The organism is Nocardia sp. NBC_01327 (assembly GCF_035958815.1).
Taxonomy (GTDB): domain Bacteria; phylum Actinomycetota; class Actinomycetes; order Mycobacteriales; family Mycobacteriaceae; genus Nocardia.
Window position 1 is genome coordinate 1,484,199 of sequence record NZ_CP108383.1, and the last position, 19,794, is coordinate 1,503,992.

Annotated in this window: 9 protein-coding genes; 8 read left to right on the forward strand and 1 reads right to left on the reverse strand. The window is 69.1% G+C overall.

Going from position 1 to position 19,794, the window contains the following annotated elements; all coding sequences use genetic code 11:
• The first annotated feature begins 116 nt into the window (after positions 1 to 116).
• The 8 genes from OG326_RS06475 (at position 117) to OG326_RS06510 (ending at position 17,603) form a co-directional block, all read left to right on the forward strand.
• On the forward strand, positions 117 to 3,551 hold the full coding sequence (locus OG326_RS06475) for an amino acid adenylation domain-containing protein (RefSeq protein WP_327143693.1): 3,435 nt from the start codon (positions 117 to 119) through the stop codon (positions 3,549 to 3,551).
• A gap of 75 nt (positions 3,552 to 3,626) precedes the next feature.
• Entirely contained in the window at positions 3,627 to 9,842 is a 6,216-nt protein-coding gene (locus tag OG326_RS06480) for a non-ribosomal peptide synthetase (RefSeq protein WP_327143694.1), read from the forward strand.
• A 19-nt stretch (positions 9,843 to 9,861) separates the two neighbouring features.
• On the forward strand, positions 9,862 to 10,626 hold the full coding sequence (locus tag OG326_RS06485) for a thioesterase II family protein (protein WP_327143695.1): 765 nt from the start codon (positions 9,862 to 9,864) through the stop codon (positions 10,624 to 10,626).
• Positions 10,623 to 11,942 carry a beta-ketoacyl [acyl carrier protein] synthase domain-containing protein gene (locus tag OG326_RS06490; RefSeq protein ID WP_327143696.1) on the forward strand — a complete coding sequence of 440 codons (1,320 nt, stop codon included), beginning with the start codon at positions 10,623 to 10,625 and terminating at the stop codon, positions 11,940 to 11,942. The genes OG326_RS06485 and OG326_RS06490 overlap by 4 nt, the downstream gene beginning before the upstream one ends.
• Positions 11,935 to 15,012: a nocobactin polyketide synthase NbtC gene (nbtC, locus tag OG326_RS06495; RefSeq protein ID WP_327143697.1), complete on the forward strand. Its 3,078-nt coding sequence runs from the start codon at positions 11,935 to 11,937 to the stop codon at positions 15,010 to 15,012. The genes OG326_RS06490 and nbtC overlap by 8 nt, the downstream gene beginning before the upstream one ends.
• Positions 15,013 to 15,076: 64 nt before the next feature.
• Positions 15,077 to 16,033, forward strand: a complete 957-nt coding sequence (locus OG326_RS06500) for an ATP-binding cassette domain-containing protein (protein ID WP_327143698.1) — start codon at positions 15,077 to 15,079, stop codon at positions 16,031 to 16,033.
• A gap of 14 nt (positions 16,034 to 16,047) precedes the next feature.
• Positions 16,048 to 16,800 (forward strand): ABC transporter permease, encoded by a 753-nt coding sequence (locus tag OG326_RS06505; protein WP_327143699.1) that lies wholly within the window; start codon positions 16,048 to 16,050, stop codon positions 16,798 to 16,800.
• Positions 16,797 to 17,603 (forward strand): ABC transporter permease, encoded by an 807-nt coding sequence (locus OG326_RS06510; protein WP_327143700.1) that lies wholly within the window; start codon positions 16,797 to 16,799, stop codon positions 17,601 to 17,603. Before OG326_RS06505 ends, OG326_RS06510 begins: the two co-directional genes overlap by 4 nt.
• A gap of 55 nt (positions 17,604 to 17,658) precedes the next feature.
• Here OG326_RS06510 and OG326_RS06515 read toward each other — a convergent pair whose 3' ends face one another.
• The gene (locus OG326_RS06515) at positions 17,659 to 19,785 is read right to left on the reverse strand and encodes an amylo-alpha-1,6-glucosidase (RefSeq protein ID WP_327143701.1); all 2,127 of its coding nucleotides are present in this window, start codon (positions 19,783 to 19,785) and stop codon (positions 17,659 to 17,661) included.
• Positions 19,786 to 19,794: the final 9 nt, after the last annotated feature.

Here is a 19,794-nt window from a genome sequence, read left to right on the forward strand (position 1 = left end):
GCCAAACCACACCACTATTCCGCGCCCGGTGGTATGAGCTACCATCCTCGTAAGGTTAGGCAAGCCTACCTTTGGTGTCTCGACCGAGGCCGACCGTTCGCTGGATGAGGAGTTCGATGCTCGACAAGGCTGAGATTCGCGTGCTCGTGGCGGCGGCGCTGGAGGTCGCGCCCGAATCGATCGGTGACGACGCCGATCTCGTGAGCCTGGGGATGCATTCGATGCTGCTCATGCATCTGTCCGCCAAGTGGCGTAAGCAGGGCTACGAGGTACGCAGCTCGGCCCTGGCCCTGGAGCCGACCATCGACGCCTGGACCGCCCTGGTGAACGCCGGTCGTGTCGAGACCGCCCCCGCGCCCGCCCCGGTCGTCGAATCCGCCACGCCGGGCGAGGAATTCGCCCTGGCCACCATGCAGCATGCCTACTGGATGGGCCGCCGCCAGGATCAGGCCCTCGGCGGCGTCGCCGCCCACCTGTACGTCGAATTCGACGGCGACGGTCTCGATCCGGAGCGACTGCGCCGCGCGGTGACCCGCCTGGTGCACCGGCACGAGCAGCTGCGCGCCCGCTTCACCGACAGCGGCACCCAGCAGACCCTGCCCGAACCGCTGCGCCCGGTCTTCGAGGCCGTCACCCTGAGCGCGGACGCCGAAACCGTCGAGCTGGAACGCATTCGCCAGCTCAAGAGCCATCAGCGCATGGATGTCGAGGCCGCGCAGGTCATCGATATCGCACTGTCGCTGCTCTCCGGCGGCGGCCACCGCCTGCACGTCGATGTCGATATGCTCGCCGCCGACGCGCAGAGCTACCGCCGTATTCTCGAGGACCTCGCCACCCTGTACGAGACGGACGCGGACCTCACCACCTCGCTCGACTACACCTTCCGCGATTACCTTGCCGCGAAAGACGCTGCCGCCCCGGATAATTCGGCCGACCGCGCCTGGTGGTCCGAGCGCCTCGGTGAGCTGCCCGATATCCCCGCCCTGCCGGTGCTCCCCGAGGAGCAGCGACGCGACCCGAGTCGCAGTGTGCGCCTGCACCATTGGTTCGATCCGCAGGCCAAGCAGCGCCTGCACCAGGCCGCGCACAGCCACGGCGTGACCCCCGCGATCGCGCTGGCCACGGTGTTCTCCGAGGCCATCGCCCGCTGGTCGGCCCGCCAGCGCTTCCTGCTCAATGTGCCGCTGTTCAACCGGGAACCGCTGCACGACAGTATCGACCAGGTCGTCGGTGACTTCACCAATTCCGTGCTGGTCGACGTGGACGCCGAACGCCGGGAATCCATGGTCGAGCGTGCCCGGCGCCTGCAGCGCGAATTGCACACCTGCGCCGCGAATTCGCAGTACGAGGGCCTGGACGTCCTGCGCGATCTGGGCCGCCTGCGTGGCGCGCCGGTGACCCCGTCGGTGGTGTTCACCTCCGGTCTCGACCTCGGTGAACTGTTCTCCGAGCGGGTTCTTCAGGTCTTCGGTGCACCGGTGTGGATCATTTCGCAGGGCCCGCAGGTGGATCTGGACGCCCAGGTGGTCGAGCTGAACGGCGGCCTGCTGGTGAACTGGGATATCCGCCGGGACGCCCTGCCCGCCGGTGTCGCCGAGGCCATGTTCACCGAATTCCGTTCGCTGCTCGATGCTCTGGTGGCGCCCGAGGCCGACTGGCACGCCGATCTGTCCATCGCCCTGCCGCCCGCCCAGCGGGCCGTGCGCGCGGCGGTCAATGCCACCGATACCGATCTGGGCGGCGCACGCACCCTGCACGAGGCGTTCTTCGCACTGGCACAGCGGCATCCGGACCGCCCGGCCCTGCGCCGGCGCGGCGGCATCGGCACCTACGCCGAACTGGCCGGACAGGCGCTCGCCGTGGGCCATGCGCTGACCACCGCCGGGGTGCGCCCCGGCGATACGGTCGCGGTCATCGTGCCCAAGGGGCACCGGCAGATTCCCGCCGTCCTCGGTGTACTCGCCGCGGGCGCGACCTACCTGCCGATCAGCACCGAGCAGCCGCGGGTGCGCCGCGACCGCATTCTGGAGCGCGGTGGCGTCCGGGTCGCCCTCGTCGGAACCGAGACCGAACTGCCCGCGCAGGTCACCGCGGTATCCCTGGACGAGGCGAGCGCCGGGCCCCGCCTGGACGCGCCGCACATCCCGTCCGCCGAGGCCGTCGCCTATGTCCTGTTCACCTCCGGCTCCACCGGCGAGCCGAAGGGCGTCGAGGTGAGCCACCGCGCCGCCGCCAATACGCTCGACGCCCTCACCGCGTACTTCGGCCTGGGCGCGGACGATCACACCATCGGACTGTCCGCCCTGGAATTCGATCTGTCGGTCTTCGACATCTTCGCCCCGCTGGCGCTGGGCGGCGCCGTGGTCGCGGTCGAGGCCGATATCGAACGCGATGCGGCGGCCTGGGCCGAGCTGATCGCGGAATCCGGTGTGACCGTGGTGAACTGCGCTCCCGGCCTGATCACCATGCTGCTCGATACCGCCGCCCCCGAACAGCTGCGTTCGGTGCGCGTGGTCATCACCGGTGGCGACCGCGTGAAATCCCAGCAGGGACACCGCTTCCGGGAACTGGTTCCGGGCGTGCGCTTCGCCGGTCTGGGCGGCACCACCGAAACCGCCATCCACTCCACCGTGTACGAGGTCACCGACGACTACCCGGCCGACTGGGCCAATGTCCCCTACGGCACGCCGATGGCCAATGTGCGCTGCCGCGTGGTGAACAGCCGCGGCGAGGACTGCCCGGACTGGGTGGTGGGGGAGCTGTGGATCGGCGGTCTCAGTGTGGCCGACGGCTACCGCGGCGATCCGGAGCGCACCGCCGACCGCTTTGTCACGGTCGACGGCATTCGCTGGTACCGCACCGGCGATCTGGCGCGCTACCTGCCCGACGGCACCCTGGACTTCCTGGGCCGAGCCGATCACCAGGTGAAGATTCGCGGCTTCCGGGTCGAGCTCGGCGAGGTGGAATCCGCCCTCGCCGACCAGCCGGGCATCGGCGAAGCCGTTGCCCTGGTGACGACTTCGGGCCGATTGGCCGCCGTGGCCGCGGCGAGCGACGGTGTCACCGCCGAGCGCATCACCGCCGGACTGCGGGAACTGCTTCCCGCGCATATGATTCCGGACATCCTGGAGCTGGTTCCCGCGATTCCCCTCACCAGCAACGGCAAACTGGATCGTGCCGCCATTCGCCGCATGGTGGCCGCCGGTGACGACAGCGAGCGCTATGCCTATGTCGCACCGGAGAATCCGCTGGAGGCGGCGGTCGAGTACATCGCCGCTCAGGTACTCGGCATCGAGAAGCTCGGCGCGACAGCAGATTTCTTCGATGTGGGCGGCAATTCGATTCTCGCCACCACACTGACCGCGAAACTGCGCGGATTGCTCGCCGTCGACAGAGCCGGTGTCACCGCGGTACTGGAGGGCCGCACGGTACGCGGCATCTGCACCGCCCTGCTCGCCGCGGAGCCCACACCGGACCGACTGGATCAGGTGGCCCGGATTCTGCTCGAGCTCGCCGAGATTCCGCTCCCGGAGCCGGTGGGCGCGCACTGATCGGTCCGGCCCCTGGAATGTCGGCCCGGCCCCCGGAATCTGCAGGCTCGAAGTACAAGGATTGGTTCTCACCTGATGAAGTCGCTGGAAGACCTACAGGCAGCAATGGCGGCCCGGCTCGCACAGGCCGGCCTGGCGGCCGCCCCGACGGTTCCGGTGCGCCGCGATCCGGCGCGCGCCGCCCTGTCCTTCGGGCAGCGCTACGTCTGGGCGCATCAGCAGATCGCGCCCGGCAGCGCCGCCTACAACCTCTGCCTGGCACTGACTTTCGACGGTGACGTCGACGGCCCGGCGCTGCGCCGGGCGTTCCTGGCGCTGGTGGCCAAGCACGAGGTGCTGCGCACCACCTACCACAATGACGAGCAGGGCGAGCCCTACCAGCGCATTCACCCCGAGCTATCTCCCCGCCTGACCGATATCGACCTCACCGGGCTCGATCCGGCGGCCGCCGATGCCCGGCTCGCGGAACTCACCCGCGCCGCCGCGCACGAGACCTTCGATCTGTCCGGCGAGTCCTCCCTGCGCATCACCTTCGCCCGCACCCGCCCCGATCGGCTGGTGGCGGTCGTGGTCATCCAGCACATCGCGTGGGACGGCATGACACTGCCGGCGCTCTCCCGTGATGTGGAGGACTTCTACCGGCAGGCGCGCACCGGCGAGATCCGGATCGAACCGCTGCGCCTGCAGGTCGCCGACTTCGCCGAATGGGAACAGGACCGCTACCGCGCCGACGACCACAGCGCCGATATCGGCTTCTGGGAGAGCCAGTTCGACGGCGAGGTCCCCGAACTCCAGCTGCCCTACGACCGCCGGCCGGTCACGGTCACCGAACGCGGCGACCGCTTCGACCGCCTGCTCGGCGAGCGCGCGGATGCGAACCTGCGGCGGCTGAGCACACAATTGCGCAGCACCCCGTTCTCGGTGTTCCTGGCCGCCTACTATCTCGCGCTGCGCCGGACCACCGGCCACCGCGACATCGTGGTCGGCACCACGGTCGCCAATCGCGAGGAATCCGGTCAGGAACTGTTGATCGGCAACCTCAGCAATATGATCCCGCTGCACTTCACCGGCACGGGCGCTGACACCTTCGCACAGCTGGTGGATCAGGTGCGCGGCACCACCACGGAAGCGTTCCGGCACAAGCACTTTCCGCAGGAGGGCATCGTCCGCGCGGCCAACAGCGCCACCGGACATGTCGGCTCCAAACTCTTCGACACCATGGTGCTGTTCCTGCACCAGAAGATCGACGGCCCGCAGCTGCCCGGCGCGGTCACCAGCTGGGAACTGATCGACAATGGCGGCGCCCTGCTGCCGCTGGTGGTCGAGACCTTCATGCACGCCGACCGCACCGACGTCCAGATCACCTATCGCACCGACCTTTTCGATCTCGGCACCATCGAGCGCCTGCACGAGTACATCGATCAGATCCTGGCCGCCGCCACCCCCGGCGCCGCGCTGTCCGCACTGGAAACGCTGTCCGCCTCCGATCGCGCCCGCCTGGATTCCTGGTCGTACGGCGACAGCGTGGACATCGCCTCCGGCACCGTCGACGCCATGATCCGAACCTCGGCGCGGGAGCATCCGACCCGGGTAGCGGTGGTATTCGAGGACATCGAACTCACCTACGCCGAATTCGATTCCCGCGTCAACGGACTCACCCGCCTGCTGCTGGAACGCGGTGTCCGCAACGGTGATCGAGTCGGCGTCTACGCCGAGCGCAGCGAATGGCTCCCCGTCGTCTTCGCCGCCGTCCTGCGCGCCGGTGCGGTCTACGTACCGGCCGATCCCAGCTACCCCCTCGACCGCATCGAGTACATGCTCGGCGACTCCGCGCTCACACTGATGATCACCACGATCTCAGCAGAATCCCCCCGTCATCCCGGCGCGCTTCTGGCCGGGATCCACAGCAACGGGTCATCCACTCACGGTGTGGATCCCGGCCACAGGCATGCCGGGATGACGGGAGATGCCGGGATGACGGGGATCTCTCTCGTGGATCTCGCCGACCCCGCCGTCCAGGCCGAACTGGCTGCCGCCGACGGCACGCCGGTGCGCGCCGACGAGTTGGCGCGGCCCATCCACCCGCTCGATGCCTGCTACCTGCTCTACACCTCCGGCACCACCGGCCGCCCCAAGGGTGTGGTGATCAATCACCGCGCCGTCGCCAATCACGTGCAGTGGATGCGCGATTACCTGGGCTTCGGCGAGGAACGCATTCTCCAGAAGGCCCCCATCGGCTTCGACGTCTCGGTCTTCGAACTGGTGAACGCCCTGTGCACCGGTTCTGCGACGGTGCTCCCGCATCCGGAGTGGTGGCAGGCCGATGTCGAGGCGCTCGCCGGAATCATCGACCGGCACAAGGTGACTCAGCTGTCCCTGGTGCCGAGCGTCACCCGCGCCTTCCTGGACGCCGCTCCGGATCCGGCCCGGCTGCAGTCCATGCGCTATGTCTACCTGGGCGGCGAATCGGTGCCGCCCGCCCTCGTCGAGGAGGCGAGCCGGGTCTTCGGCGGCACCGTGCTCGGCCTGTACGGTCCGACCGAGGCCGCCATGGACCTGACCCACGAGGACTTCGCGGGCACCCAGGGCAGTGATGAGATCCGGTCCGCGCTCATCGGTGTCCCCGAGGCGAATTCGTCGGTCTTCGTGCTCGACGAACAGCTGCGGCAGGTCCCGCCCGGCGTCACCGGTGAGCTGTACCTGGCCGGCGTCCAGCTGGCGCAGGGCTATCACAATCGGCCCGGCCTCAGCGCCGCGACCTTTGTGGCCAGCCCCTTCAGCAACGAATCCGGCGCACGCATGTACCGCACCGGCGATATCGTGCGCTGGAATTCGCGCGGACGGCTGGAATACCTGGGCCGCGTGGACGATCAGGTGAAGATCCGCGGCCACCGCATCGAACTCGGCGAGGTCGGCACCACCCTGCGCCGCATGCCCGGCATCGGCTCGGCCGCGGCCGTCACCCTGACCCGCGGCAATGACGCGGTACTGGTGGCCTACTACGTGGCCGAGCCGGATTCGGTGTGCGCCACCGATTCCGAGACCGCCACGGCCGGGCGTATTCGCTCCTACCTGGCCGAACGCCTGCCGGACTACATGATCCCGTCCGCGCTGGTGCGCCTGGCCGCCCTGCCGCTCACCGCCAACGGCAAGCTGGACCGCCGCGCCCTGCCGGAGCCGGATCTCGGCGGCAGCACCGGTCGTGGCCGCGCCCTGAGTCAGGGCCCGGAGGAACTGGTTGCCGAGGTGGTCCGCCAGGTGCTCGGCCTGAACGAGGATCTCGGTCTCGCGGCCGATGACGACTTCCTCGCTCTCGGAGGCGATTCCATCACCGCCATCCGCATGGCCTCCGCCCTCAAGAAGCGCGGCCTCGCCATCACCACCAGCGCCCTGTTCGACGCCCGCACCATTGCCGCCATCGCCGCCGCCACCGAGCCCCTCACCGATGCCGCCGCCCCCGCCCTGATCGACGCGGGCGCGGCCACGGGCTGGATACCGCTGCAGCCGATCGCCGCCATGCTGGTCGAAAAGGTCGGCGAATACACCGGATACAGCCAGGCCACCGCCGTGGTGACCCCGCCGGGCGCCACCGCGGCCGCACTCACCTCCGTCCTGCGCGATCTGCTCGATCGGCATCCGCTGCTGCGCGCCCGCCTCGATACGGGACCGGACGGCGTACCCGCGTACTACGTTCCGGAGGCCGGAGAACCGCAGCCGTCGCTCGAGCTCACCGAGGTCGAAATCGCCACGGAGGACTGGGATCTCGCCGTCGCCGAGCTGCTGCAGGAGCAGGTGCACGCCGTCGGCGCCGGGCTGGATCCCGCCGCCGGCCGCATGATCGGCGCGGTCTGGGCCCGCACCCCCGAGGACCGTGCCACCGGCCGCCTGCTGCTGGTCGTGCACCACCTGGTGGTGGACGGCGTCTCCTGGCGCATCCTGCACGACGATCTGCGCCAGCTCTGGCAGGACGGCGTGCTCGCCCCGGAGACCGGCACCTCGGTGAAGACCTGGAATACCAACCTGGTTCGCTACGCACAGGGCGAAACCCTGGCCGCCGAGCTACCCCGCTGGCGGGAGATCGCCGAGAGCGCGGACCCGCTGCTGGGCCATCGCGCCTTCGATCCGGCGGTGGACACCGTCGCGACCCTGCACGAGGTCACCGCCGAACTCGATGCCGAGGACACCCGCTTCCTCACCACCACCGGCGCGCAGACCTTCGGCTGCGATTTCCTCGACATCCAGGTGGCCGCGCTCGCCGTCGCCGTGCACCGCTTCCGGCGCTCGCACGACCGGGACGCCGACACCGTCTCGCTCACCATGGAGCGCCACGGCCGCGCCGAAACCCTGTTCGCCGGAGCCGATCTCGCCAATACCGTGGGGTGGTTCACCAGCGCCTACCCGGTGGCGCTGCGGGTGCTGCACGGCGGCGAGGCCGAGGTGGTGGCCGCGGTGAAGGCGGTCAAGGAGCAGCTGCTCGCGGTGCCGGAGTCCGGTATCGGCTGGGGACTGCTGCGCTGGCTCGAGCCCGAGGCGCGTGCGCAGCTGGAAGTGCCTGCCGCACCGCAGATCAGCTTCAACTACATGGGTCGCTTCGCCGTCGCCGGAGCTCCCGGCACCGCCGAAGCCTGGGATGCGGCGCCGGAATTCGGCTATCTCGGCGGTCATGCCGATCCGGCCATGCCGGTCGCCGCGGTGCTCGATGTGAACACCGTGACCATCACCGACGGCGATCAGGCGACGCTGCGCGCCTCCTTCCGATTCCCGGCGGGAGTGCTCGCCGACGGCGAGGTGCACGAACTGGCAGACCTGTGGACCGGTGCACTGCACGATCTGGCGAAGACGGTGCGCGACAACCCCGTTCGCCAGTTCACCCCCAGCGATGTGCTGGCCCGCGAGGTCAGCCAGCTCGACCTGGACCGCTGGCAGGGCCTCTACGGCGCCTTCGCCGATGTGCACCCGCTCGCGCCCATGCAGGCCGGGTTGTACTTCACCGCGCTGGGCTCGGGCGGTAAGGATTTCTACAATGTGCAGACAATGATCGCCGTGCGCGGCGATCTGGAGTTACCGCGCTTGACGACCGCGCTGGACACCGTGCTCAATCGCTATCCCAATCTGCGCGTGGCGATTTCGGTCTCGCACGCCGGACAGCCGTACGCGATTGTGAACGAGCGCATGACCTTCCAGGTCCGCGAGGTCGACTTCGCGCAGCTGCCGGATGCGCAGCAGCGGCTGCGGGATTTCCTGCTCTCGGATCAGGGCGAGCAGTTCGATCTCTCGCGCGGACCGCTCAGCCGGGCCACGGTCGTGCATCTGCCCGAATCGGTGCACATGCTGGTGCTCACCTCGCACCATCTGCTCACCGACGGCTGGTCCGGACAGCTGCTGCCGCAGGAGATCTTCGCCGCGTACACCACCGCCGGGGCCGCCGCACCGCTCGGCGATCCGAATACCTTCGCCACCTTCCTGCGCCTGACCCAGGACCGCGAGGCCGCCACCGAGGCCGCCTGGTCGGGCTATCTGGACGGCGTCCAGCCCTGCCTGGTCGCACCCAACCGGGTGCCCGAGGGCGGTGGCGTCCCCACCGGCCGCTCGGCCGCCATCGACCCCGCGGTGGTCGGACGCCTCACCGAACTCGCCGCCGACCTGGGCACCACCTTCAGCGTCATCTGCCAGCTGGCCTGGGCCAATGTGCTGCGCTACGTCACCGGCGCGGACACCGCGGTATTCGGTGAGGTGGTCTCGGGCCGTCCTGCCGACCTCGACGAGGTCGACAATGCCATCGGCTGCTTCGCCAATACCATTCCGGTCGCGGTCGGCCTGCGCGGCGAAGCGACCTGGCGCGAGCACCTGGCCGAGATCCAGCACCGCCGGGTGGAACTCATGGAGTTCCACCAGTACCGCCTCACCTCGGCCATTCGCGCGACGGGCATGCGCAAGATCTTCGACAGCATGTTCGTCTTCCAGTCCTACCCGCCCGGCCGGGACGAGCTGGAAAGCCTGCTGGCACAGGAGAATCTGGAGCTGGTGACCTTCGAGGGCGGCGGCGCGACCGATAACGCCCTGCTGGTCATGATCTTCCCCGCCAATTCGCTGCTGCCCGCCGACGGTGTGCAGGCGGTGGTCTTCTACGCCGAGGACTCCTTCGACGCGACCGAGGCCGAAATCATCGAAGCCGCCTTCCACGACACCCTTCGCGCCATTGCCGACGCCCCGGACGATCGGGTCGACGCCGCCGCGGTCCTCGGCGATGAGGACCACGGCCTGCTGGTCATGCGCCGGATGTGGTTATGAGAAACAGGAGTAGAGACCTATGAGCAACACCCTCGGATGGATTCGGAAGTTCCATCGCCCGAGCGCGGCGGGCAACCCACCGCTGGTGATCTGCCCGCACGCCGGCGGCGGGGCCTCCACCTACCGCCCGTTCTCCAAGCCGCTGAGCGAGAACTTCGATGTCGCGGTCTTCCAGTACCCGGGCCGCCAGGACCGCGCCCGCGAAGCCGCGCTGGCTTCGGTGCCGGAGATCGCGCTCGGCGCATTCGAGGAATTCGCCCGCTCACCGATGAATCGGGGCGAGGCCGTCACGGTGTACGGCCACAGCATGGGTTCGGTGGTGGCCTTCGAATTCGCGCGCCTGGCCGAATCCGCCGGAATCCCAGTGCGGCTGCTCGCGGTATCCGGTGCGGTCGCACCGTGGCGCGTGATCGATATGCCCTCGCACCCGACCGAGGACGAACAGCTGCTCGACCATGTCGGCGGGCTGCAGGGCACCGGTGCCGACGTGCTGGCCAATCGCGAGCTCATGCGCATGGCGCTGCCCGCGCTCAAGGCCGATTACGCCGCCTTCGACGCCTACACCTGCGCGAAGGACGTCACGCTGGACGCCCCGCTGCACGCCATGGGCGGCAGTGACGACGAATTCGTCTCCATCGGCGATCTGTACGGCTGGCAGCAGCACACCCCGCACGAACTGCAGGTCACCATGTTCGACGGTGGCCACTTCTTCCTGCACGACCATGTCGCCGCCATTGCGGAAACCCTGTCCGCCGAACCGATTCGGGAGCCGGTGGCGCGATGAGCACGATCGATAACGACCCCATCGTCATCACCGGTATGGCCGTCGAGGCCCCCGGTGGCATCGAAACCCTCGGGCAGTACTGGACGGCGCTGGCCGAATCCCGGGATCTGCTCGGCCCTTTCCCGCGCGATCGCGGCTGGCCCCTGGACCGCCTGCTGAATCTGGCGGCCACCGAGGGCTGGGGCGAGGTTCGGGATGCGGGCGGATTCCTCGACGGCGCAGCCGATTTCGATCCGCTGTTCTTCGGCATCACCCCGCGCGAAGCGGTCGCCATGGATCCGCAGCAGCGGGTGGCGCTGCGGGTGGCCTGGCGCGCACTCGAGAACGCGGGCATCAATCCCGCCGCCCTCGGTGACGGCGACGAAATCGGCTGCTACATGGGCGCTTCGGCCACCGAATACGGTCCGCACGGCGCGGAGGTCAACGAGCACAGCGGTTATCGGGCCGCCGGTTCGGCGCTGGGCGCGGTCGCCGGGCGCATCTCCAACTGCCTGGGTCTGGGCGGACCGTCGGTGGTGGTGGACGTGGCCTGCGCATCCTCGCTGGCCGCAGTGCATCTGGCCGCCTCGGGCATTCGCAATGGCGACTGCGAGTGGGCGCTGGCCGGTGCGGCCTGCGTCATGGGTTCTCCCGGAGCGTTTTTCGAATTCTCCAAGAACAATGCGCTCGCCGCGGACGGCCGGTGCAAGCCGTACTCCGACAATGCACTCGGCACCCTGTGGGGCGAAGGCGTCGGAGTTGTCGTGCTGGAACGGGAATCGCGCGCTCGTGCGCACGGGCACCGGATCTATGCCCGCCTGCTGGGCTCCCGCGTCAACCACAACGGCAAGGGCGCGCCCATCGCGGTGCCCAGCGCCGCCGCGCAGGAACGCCTGGTCCGCGCGACCGTGGCCGCCGCGGGCATCGAGCCCGGTCTCGTCGACATGATCGAGGGCCACGGCACCGGCACCGCCGTCGGCGACCCGCTGGAATTGACCGCGCTGCAGGAGGTCTACGGCGCCGCCCGCCCGGACGGCACCGGCCCGCTGCTCGGCTCGGTCAAATCCAATCTGGGTCACGCCCAGGCCGCCGCGGGCATGCTCGGTCTGATCAAGGTCCTGCTCAGCGGTCTGCACGGGCAGATCGCCCCCACCCGCCACGCGGACAATCCCACCACCCGCGTCGACTGGGACGCCGGGAGCCTGCGCCTGGCGGCGAAGCTGACCGACTGGGAGCCGCGCGACGGGGTTCGCTACGCCGCGGTGTCCTCCTTCGGCGTCAGCGGCACCAATGCGCATGCCGTACTGGCCATGCCCGTGGAAGGAACCCATGCCTGACTATCGACTTCCCGACGGCAGCACCCCGATCCCGCTGTCCTCCGACGCCGCCGATTCGCTGCGCCGCGAGGCCGCCGCCCTGGCCGCCTATCTGGAGGAGCGGCCGGATGTCACCCCGGATGCGGTGGCGGACATGCTCTTCCGCACCCGCGCTCCGCGCCGCCATCGTGCGCTGATCATGGTCACCGGCCGGGATCAGCTGCTCGACGCGCTGTACGCCGTCGCCGAGGGCCGCCCGCATCAGGCCGTGGTGGCAGGTGACCGCGCCGCCACCGCCCGCCGCATCGGCTACGTCTTCCCGGGTCAGGGCAGTCAGCGACCCGGCATGGGTCTGCTCTACTACCGCCATTCGCCGGTGTTCCGCACCGCTGTCGATGACTGCGATGCGAAATTCCAGGAGCTGCACGGGATTTCGCCGCTGGCCTATCTGCTGGACGAGACCGGGCAGTTCGGCGACGAGGTGGAGGTCGTCCAGCCCGCACTGTTCATGCAGATGCTCGGCCTCGCGGCCATGTGGCGCGCTGCCGGGGTGGAACCGGCCGTGACCGTCGGGCACAGCCAGGGCGAGATCGCCGCCGCCGTGGTCTCCGGCATCATCTCGCTCGCCGACGGCATTCGTGTTGTCACGCTGCGCGCGAATCTCGTCGGATCGCTGGAACGCGACAATGATTGGGCCGGGCAGTGGGCCATGGCCGTCCTGGGCGTGGACCGCGACGAATGCGAGGCGCTGCTGGCCCGCAATTCCGGCTGGGCCGAACTGGCCGTGGTCAATTCCGCACACGTGCTGGCCATCTCCGGTGAGCGCGGGGCGGTATCCGAACTGGTCGAAGCGCTGACCGCACAGGGCAAATTCGCCAAGGAGATCCGCGTCGCCTACCCGGCGCACACCTCCTTCGTCAGCAAGTTTCGCGGTGACCTCGAAGGCACGCTGCAGGACACCCTCGACTCGCCCGTTTTCGCACCCACCGAGATCGACTGCCTCGGTGCGACTCTCGGCACCGCCGTCACTCCGGACCTGCCGGTCAGCGAGTACTGGTACTGGAATCTGCGCAATCGGGTCCGCTTCGATCTCGCCGTCGCCGAGGCGGCGGCGCGCGATATCGACATCTTCCTCGAGATCGCCGACCATCCCGCCCTCATGCTCGCCATGCAGGAGACGCTGTCGGGTGTCGGTGCGCGGCAGGACTTCCGGACCATCGGCACCTCCCGGCGCACCGCCGTCGACCTGGGTGAATTCACCAAGAACCTGGCTCAGGTCGCGGTGCTGGACACCGGGTTCCCGTGGGAATTGCTGCGGGACAGCAGCAGTGACATCGTGCGGCTGCCCCTGCTGGACTTCCCCAATACCCAGACCAATCCCAAGCAGCTGTGGGCCCCGTTCCGCTATCGGGCAGAACTCTCCGCGGCAGTTCAAAGCGGCTCTGCCGCAGCGCAATCCGAGGTGCCGGACGGCACCGTACCGCCGCAGCGACTGGCCGAACGCTGGGTGCGGCTGGAGCGGCGCAAGCTGGTTCCGCCGCGCACCCTGGCCGTCATCGACCACACCGGTCGCTGCGGTGAGCTCGCCGATGCCATCGAAACCTCGGCGGCGCGGCACGGCGCGGCGGTGGTCGGCGCCGACAGCGGCGCGTCCTACGAAACAGCGGTCATCCTGCTGCCCCGCCCCGCCGACGGCGAAATCTCGACTGCGGTCAGGGAATCGGCTGATTTTGTCGGCGATCGCCGGTGGCTGCCCGAACTCGACGGCGTCCGCGACGTCTGGCTGGTGACCATCGGTGGTGAGCGGGTGCTCGACACCGAGGCCCCGGATATCGCACACGCCGCCGCGCAGGCCGGATTCCGCTGCCTCGCCCCGGAATACCCGGGCGTGGGCTTCCGGCATCTGGATCTGGAAGTGGGACAGTCGCTTCCGGAGGCCGCCAAGGCAGTGCTCGGCGCGATCCATACCTCCGGTGAGCCCGAACTGGCCGCCCGCGCGGGCGGCTGGTACGCCAAACGGCTGGTCCTCGACGAGACCCCCGAGGACTGCGCGCTCACCGCCGCGGAGCTGGCCGAGGTCGTGATCATCGGCGGCACCGGCAAACTCGGCCTGGACTGCGCCGCCGATTTCGCCAGGTCCGGAGCCCGGCGCATCACCCTGATCAGCCGCTCCGGCGGTTCCTCGGCCGCCGTGCAGCGGGTGCGCGAGCTGTCCGGACTCGGTGCGGCGATCGAGATCCGTCAGTGCGACGTGACCGACGACAGTGCGGTCCGCGGGCTCGGCGACGCCTTCCGCGATACGCCCGTGAGCCTGGTCGTGCACGCCGCCGTCGACTACGACGCCGCGGCCGCCGAACTCACTCCCGAAACAGTGCACGCCGCAGCCGAATCCAAGGTGATCGCCCTGGACCGCCTGATCCGCGAACTCCCGCTCACGCCGGATGCCCGGGTGGTGCTGTGCTCCTCGCTCTCGGCCACCATCGGCGGGCGCGGGCACGCGGTCTACGCCGCGGTCAATCGCATGCTCGACGCCGCCGCCACCGGATACCGCCGCGACGGCATCGGCGTCACCTCCGTGCAGTGGGGTCTGTGGCGCGCGGTCGGCGCCGATCACACCGAGGCGCTGGCACGGATCAGCGGCACCGGCCTGCTGCCCATGGAACCCGCGGCGGCCATTGCCGCAGGCTTCTCCGCACCGGGCAACAGCATTGTGGTGGCCGCCGAATGGTCCACGCTGCGTGCGATTTTCGCGCTCTTCGGCCAGGATCCGCTCTTCGCCGAACTGCCGGACGAGCCAGTGCGCACGGCGGTCGCGCCGGCGCCCGAGACGCCGGAACCCGAGGCGGCACCGGTGGCTGTGCCGGTGGCCCAGGACATTTCCGGGCACGTCCGCGATGCCCTGCGCTTTGTCATGGGCATGGACGCCACCGAACCCATCGACGGCTCCATGCCGCTGGTGGCGCTCGGCCTGGACTCGCTGCAGGCACTGGATCTGCGCAAGCGCATCGAGGCCGATCTGCAGCGCGATCTGCCCGTCACGGCCATTCTCGGCGGCGCGTCACTGGACGAAGTGGTCTCGCTGCTCGGCTAGCCCGCACCATCCGTAATGCCAAGGGAGCAGGGGGAATTCGAAGAATATGAGGACGGAGAACACGGTGCCGGAACCGGATGACGCAATCGTCGTCGAGTCCGTGGAAAAGTCGTTCGGGACGGTGAAAGCCCTGCGGGGCATTAGTTTCACCGTGCCCGCGGGCACGGTGCTGGGGGTGCTCGGGCCCAATGGCGCGGGGAAGACCACCACGGTCTCGGTGCTGTCCACCCTGGTGCGACCGGATGCCGGGCGCGCGCTGGTGGCCGGATACGACGTGGTCCGCCAGCCCACCGAGGTGCGCGCCTCCATCATGCTGACCGGCCAGTACGCCGCGCTCGACGAGGTGCTGACCGGTCGGGAGAATCTGGTGCTGTTCGGACGGCTGCTCGGGCTGCACCGCAAGCAAGCGAAGGTGCGCGCCGACGAACTCCTCGAACAGTTCGCGCTCACCGAGGCCGCCGACCGCCGGGTCGGGCAGTACTCCGGCGGTATGCGGCGGCGCATCGACATCGCCTGCGGTCTGGTGCGCCCGCCGCGCGTGGTCTTCCTCGACGAGCCGACCACCGGGCTGGACCCGGTCAGCCGGCAGAGCCTGTGGGCGCTGGTGCGCGAACTCAAGCAGCAGGGCGTCACGGTACTGCTCACCACGCAGTACCTGGAGGAGGCGGATGCGCTGAGCGACAACATCATTGTGGTCGACCAGGGCACCGTCATCGCCGAGGGCACCGCCGATCAGCTCAAGGCCCGCTCCGGTTCCAGCTACTGCGAGGTCGTCCCGGTCGACGCCGCCGATGTGCCGCGACTGGTCACCGCACTGGCCGGACTGGGCGAGGTCACCGTTCCCGATTCCGCGGACCGGGTGGCGCTGCCCGCCCCGGACGGCGCGGCCACGCTGACCGAGGCCCTGCACCGCATCACCGGCAGCGGCATCGAATTGATCGATATCGCGCTGCGCCGCCCCTCACTCGACGAGGTCTTCATCGAACTGACCAAGCCTGCCCCGGTGGAGTCCCCGGCATGAATCAGGCTCCGATCATGCGTATTCCAGCCGGGCTGCAGTGGACCGCCCTGAGCGAGCGCGGTATTCGCGCCGCCTTCCGCGAAGGCGATGTGGTGCTGGCCCTGGCCGCGCCGGTGGTCATCTACATCTGCTTCTACATTCCGCTGCGGAAGTCCATGCTGGCGGCCGGAATCGACTTCGCCCAGTATCTGCTGCCGCTGACCGCGGTCTACGCCATGTTCTTCACCGCCATGTTCGCCGGTGACCGCGCCGGGCGGGAGCAGACGGGCGGTATGGCCACCCGACTGCGCTCGCTGCCGGTGCACCCGTGGGTACCGGTGGCGGCCCGCATGTCCGCGAATCTGGTGCGCGGCTGCGCCGCCCTCATCAGTGCGCTGGTCGTGGGCATCGCCTTCGGCTTCCGATTCCACGACACCGCAACGGCATCGGTGTTCGTCTCGGTGGCACTGGCCTTCGGAACCGCGGTGGTGATCGGCGCGGATGCGCTCGGCACCGCCACCCGCAATCCGGAACTCGGCGCCACGGTGCTGTTCGTCCCGCAATTGCTGCTGGTCATGACGTCCACGGGATTCGTTCCCGCCGAAGGCTTCCCGGGCTGGATCCAGGGCTGGGTGCGCAATCAACCGGTCTCCCAGGTGACCGCCGCACTGCGCGGCCTGGCCGACGGCCGGTACCCGCCGGAACTCTGGGTGGCCGCGCTGTGGATCGGCGGACTGCTGATCGTCGGTGCGGTACTGGCGATTCGAGCCGAAGGGCGGCGGGCATGAGCACGGAAACCACGGCGACAGCACCGCTTCCGGCCGGTTCCGGATCCCTGCTGAGCCAATCGCTCATCGAAACCGGACGGCTGCTGCGGCGCTGGACTCGGCAGCAGGAGGTCATGACCAGCACCCTGATGCTGCCGGTCCTGCTGCTGCTCATGTTCGATCTGGTGCTCAAGCGCTCGCTGGGCGCGGCCGCCGGGGTCGATCCGATCTACGGATTCGTGCCCATGATCGCCATTGCCGGAGCCATGTACGGCGCGATGGGCACCGGTCTGTCGCTCTACGGCGAACGGCAGAGCGGCCTGCTGCGCCGCTTCTGGGTGCTGCCCATTCACCGTTCGACGAGCATGCTCGGCCGCCTGCTCGCCGAATGCGTGCGCGCCGCGGTTGTCACCCTCGTCGTCGTGGCCATCGGCATGCTGCTCGGCCTGCGCTTCCAGCAGGGCTGGCCCGGATTCTTCGGCGTGCTGGCGGTGCCGGTCATCGTCATCGCCGGTTTCACCCCGGCGGTGATCCTGGTCGGCGTCAGCCGAATCGGTGACAAGGTCGTGCAACTCGCCGCGATCGTGGTGCTCATCGCCATGTTCTTCAATTCGGGCTTCGTGCCGCTGGACAACTACCCGGACGTCATTCAGCCGATCGTCCGCGCCCAGCCCATGAGCTGCGCCATCGAGGCCATGCGCGGTTTCGTGCTGGGCGGCCCGATCGCGACGCCGCTGCTGCAGACCGTCGCCTGGTCGGCCGGTCTGGCCGCCGTATTCGGCGTCCTCGCCGTCCGCGGCTACCGCGCCGCCGCCGAGAGCTGACAGCACCGGCGGGCTCTGTCCGAGCCCGCCGGTGCTGTGTCTCGATACTGCTGTGTCAGTGCGTGATCAGCTGCCAATCATCGGGCAGATTCGAGGTCGTGACCCGATCTCCCTCCACCACCAGATCGATCATCGCGCCCCCCAGCCGCAGATCGGTGAGTTCGACCCGGCCCCAGCGCGCGGGCAGATGCGGCAGCACCGTGAGCGAGCGGCGCGGCACATCCGGATCCAGCCCGAGGAACGACCGGACCAGCAGCAGCGGCGCCGCGCTGGCCCAGGCCTGCGGGGAGCAGGAGGTCGGGTAGGGGACCGGCGCCGCGAACTTGGATCGCGGGAAACCGCAGAACAATTCGGGCAGTCGGCCACCGAAGGCCCCGGCCGCGTCGAGCAGGCCCTCGGCCAGACGGGTGGCCAGGTCGACGGCCCCGGGAATATGGCGATAGCGCAGCAGTCCGGCCACCGCGATGGCGGTGTCGTGCGGCCACACCGAACCATTGTGGTAACTCATCGGATTGAACGCACCCATGCTGGAAGACAAAGTGCGCAAACCGAATCCGGTATCCATATCGTCCGAGGCGAGATGCCGGATCACCTCGGTGGCATGCTCGTCCGAGACGATGCCCGACCACAGGCAGTGCCCGATATTGCTGGTGAGCGAATCCAGCCGCCGCTTATTGCCGTCCACAGCCACTGCGAACCAGCCCTTTTCGGGCAGCCAGAAGGCTTCCGCGAATTTGGTCCGCAATTCGGCCGCGCGGTCGCGCAGATGCTCGGCGGTGGTGCCGTCACCGAACTCCTCGGCCAGCTCGGCGCGAGCCTGCAGCGCGGCATACACGTAACCCTGCACTTCGCACAGTGCGATCGGCGGTTCCGGCAGATGTCCGGCGGCATCGTTGATGCCGTCGAAACTGTCCTTCCAGCCCTGATTGATCAGGCCGCGATCGGTGGCGCGGCGGTACTCCACGAAGCCGTCGCCGTCGCGGTCCCCGTAGTCGGCGATCCACTCGAGCGCGGCGTCGGCGGCGGGCAGCAGCGCCTGCACCGCGTCGGCATCGGCGCCCCAGCGCCGCGCCTGCGCCAGCAGCATGACAAAAAGCGGTGTGGCATCGATGGTTCCGTAATAGGTCTCACCGCCGAGCACCTGCCCACTGGCCGGGCCGCGCCGCATTTCGTGCATGATGCGGCCCGGCTCCTCCTCCGTGAGCGGATCCTCGTGCTGCCCCTGCATCTCCGCCAGCTGCTGCATGGTGCCGAGCGCCAGGCCGACATCGAGCGGCAGCGCCATCCATGCGGTGAGCAGCGAATCGCGGCCGAACAGGGTCATGAACCACGGCGCACCGGCGGCCACGAAGGGCCGCCCGCCGCGCGCGGCATCGTGAATCTGCAAGGCGCCCAGGTCGCTTTCGGTGCGCTGCAGCACCAGGGCGAGCTGCGGATCGGCCGCGGTGATATTGGCGGCGGTATCGCGCCAGGCGCGCATATTGCGGCTCGGCTCACTGAATTCGAACTCCTCACCGGCCCGCAGCGGAGAGTGTGCGGGCTGAGTGCCGAGTGTCGGCTGTGCCACGATCTCGGTCTTCCAGCTGCCGCCGGCGGGCACCACCGCCCGCCAGGACAGCGAACCCGGCAGCACCACAGGCGCTTCCGAGGAGGACACCGACAATCCGCGCGATCGATCCGAGCGGTCTGTTAGTAGCAACTCCGTGTCCGCGACCAGGATCTCGGCCCGCGCGCTGGCCGTGCGGCCCTCCTTCACCGCGAACAGATCCACGAAATCCGCGTCGATATGCAATTGCAGGTCGACAGCGGTGGTTTCGCGCCCCAGATTCTCCACCGTGATGGTTTCGCGGAGCCCGTCCGCGACCAGCCGCTCCCGCACGATGAGCACGGTGCTGTCCGCTGCGCCGGCCCGTGGGGGCCGGCGCAGTATGAACCGGGCGGTGAAGGCCTCCGGGCTCAATACCGACAGCGGCTCCGGCCGCTGTCCGTCCAATCGCAGTTCCCACCGGGAGATGACGCGCGCATCCCGGTGGAACAAACCGTACGGGGTGCCCGGCTCCACATCCCCGAGCCGATCCGACAGGCAGAAGGTGCTGCCCGCCACCAGCGTCACCGCACCACCGGAGCCGCCCAGCGCGGACGGCTCACCGGCGTTCAGTGCGGCTGGAACCTCTTCGTTCAATGCAGACCC

Bases quoted from the DNA above. Each gene is read 5' to 3' on its own strand.
- OG326_RS06510 (WP_327143700.1), top strand. From the start codon at position 16,797: ATGAGCACGGAAACCACGGCGACAGCACCGCTTCCGGCCGGTTCCGGA.
- OG326_RS06475 (WP_327143693.1), top strand. From the start codon at position 117: ATGCTCGACAAGGCTGAGATTCGCGTGCTCGTGGCGGCGGCGCTGGAG.
- OG326_RS06505 (WP_327143699.1), top strand. From the start codon at position 16,048: ATGCGTATTCCAGCCGGGCTGCAGTGGACCGCCCTGAGCGAGCGCGGT.
- nbtC (WP_327143697.1), top strand. From the start codon at position 11,935: ATGCCTGACTATCGACTTCCCGACGGCAGCACCCCGATCCCGCTGTCC.
- OG326_RS06485 (WP_327143695.1), top strand. From the start codon at position 9,862: ATGAGCAACACCCTCGGATGGATTCGGAAGTTCCATCGCCCGAGCGCG.
- OG326_RS06480 (WP_327143694.1), top strand. From the start codon at position 3,627: ATGAAGTCGCTGGAAGACCTACAGGCAGCAATGGCGGCCCGGCTCGCA.
- OG326_RS06490 (WP_327143696.1), top strand. From the start codon at position 10,623: ATGAGCACGATCGATAACGACCCCATCGTCATCACCGGTATGGCCGTC.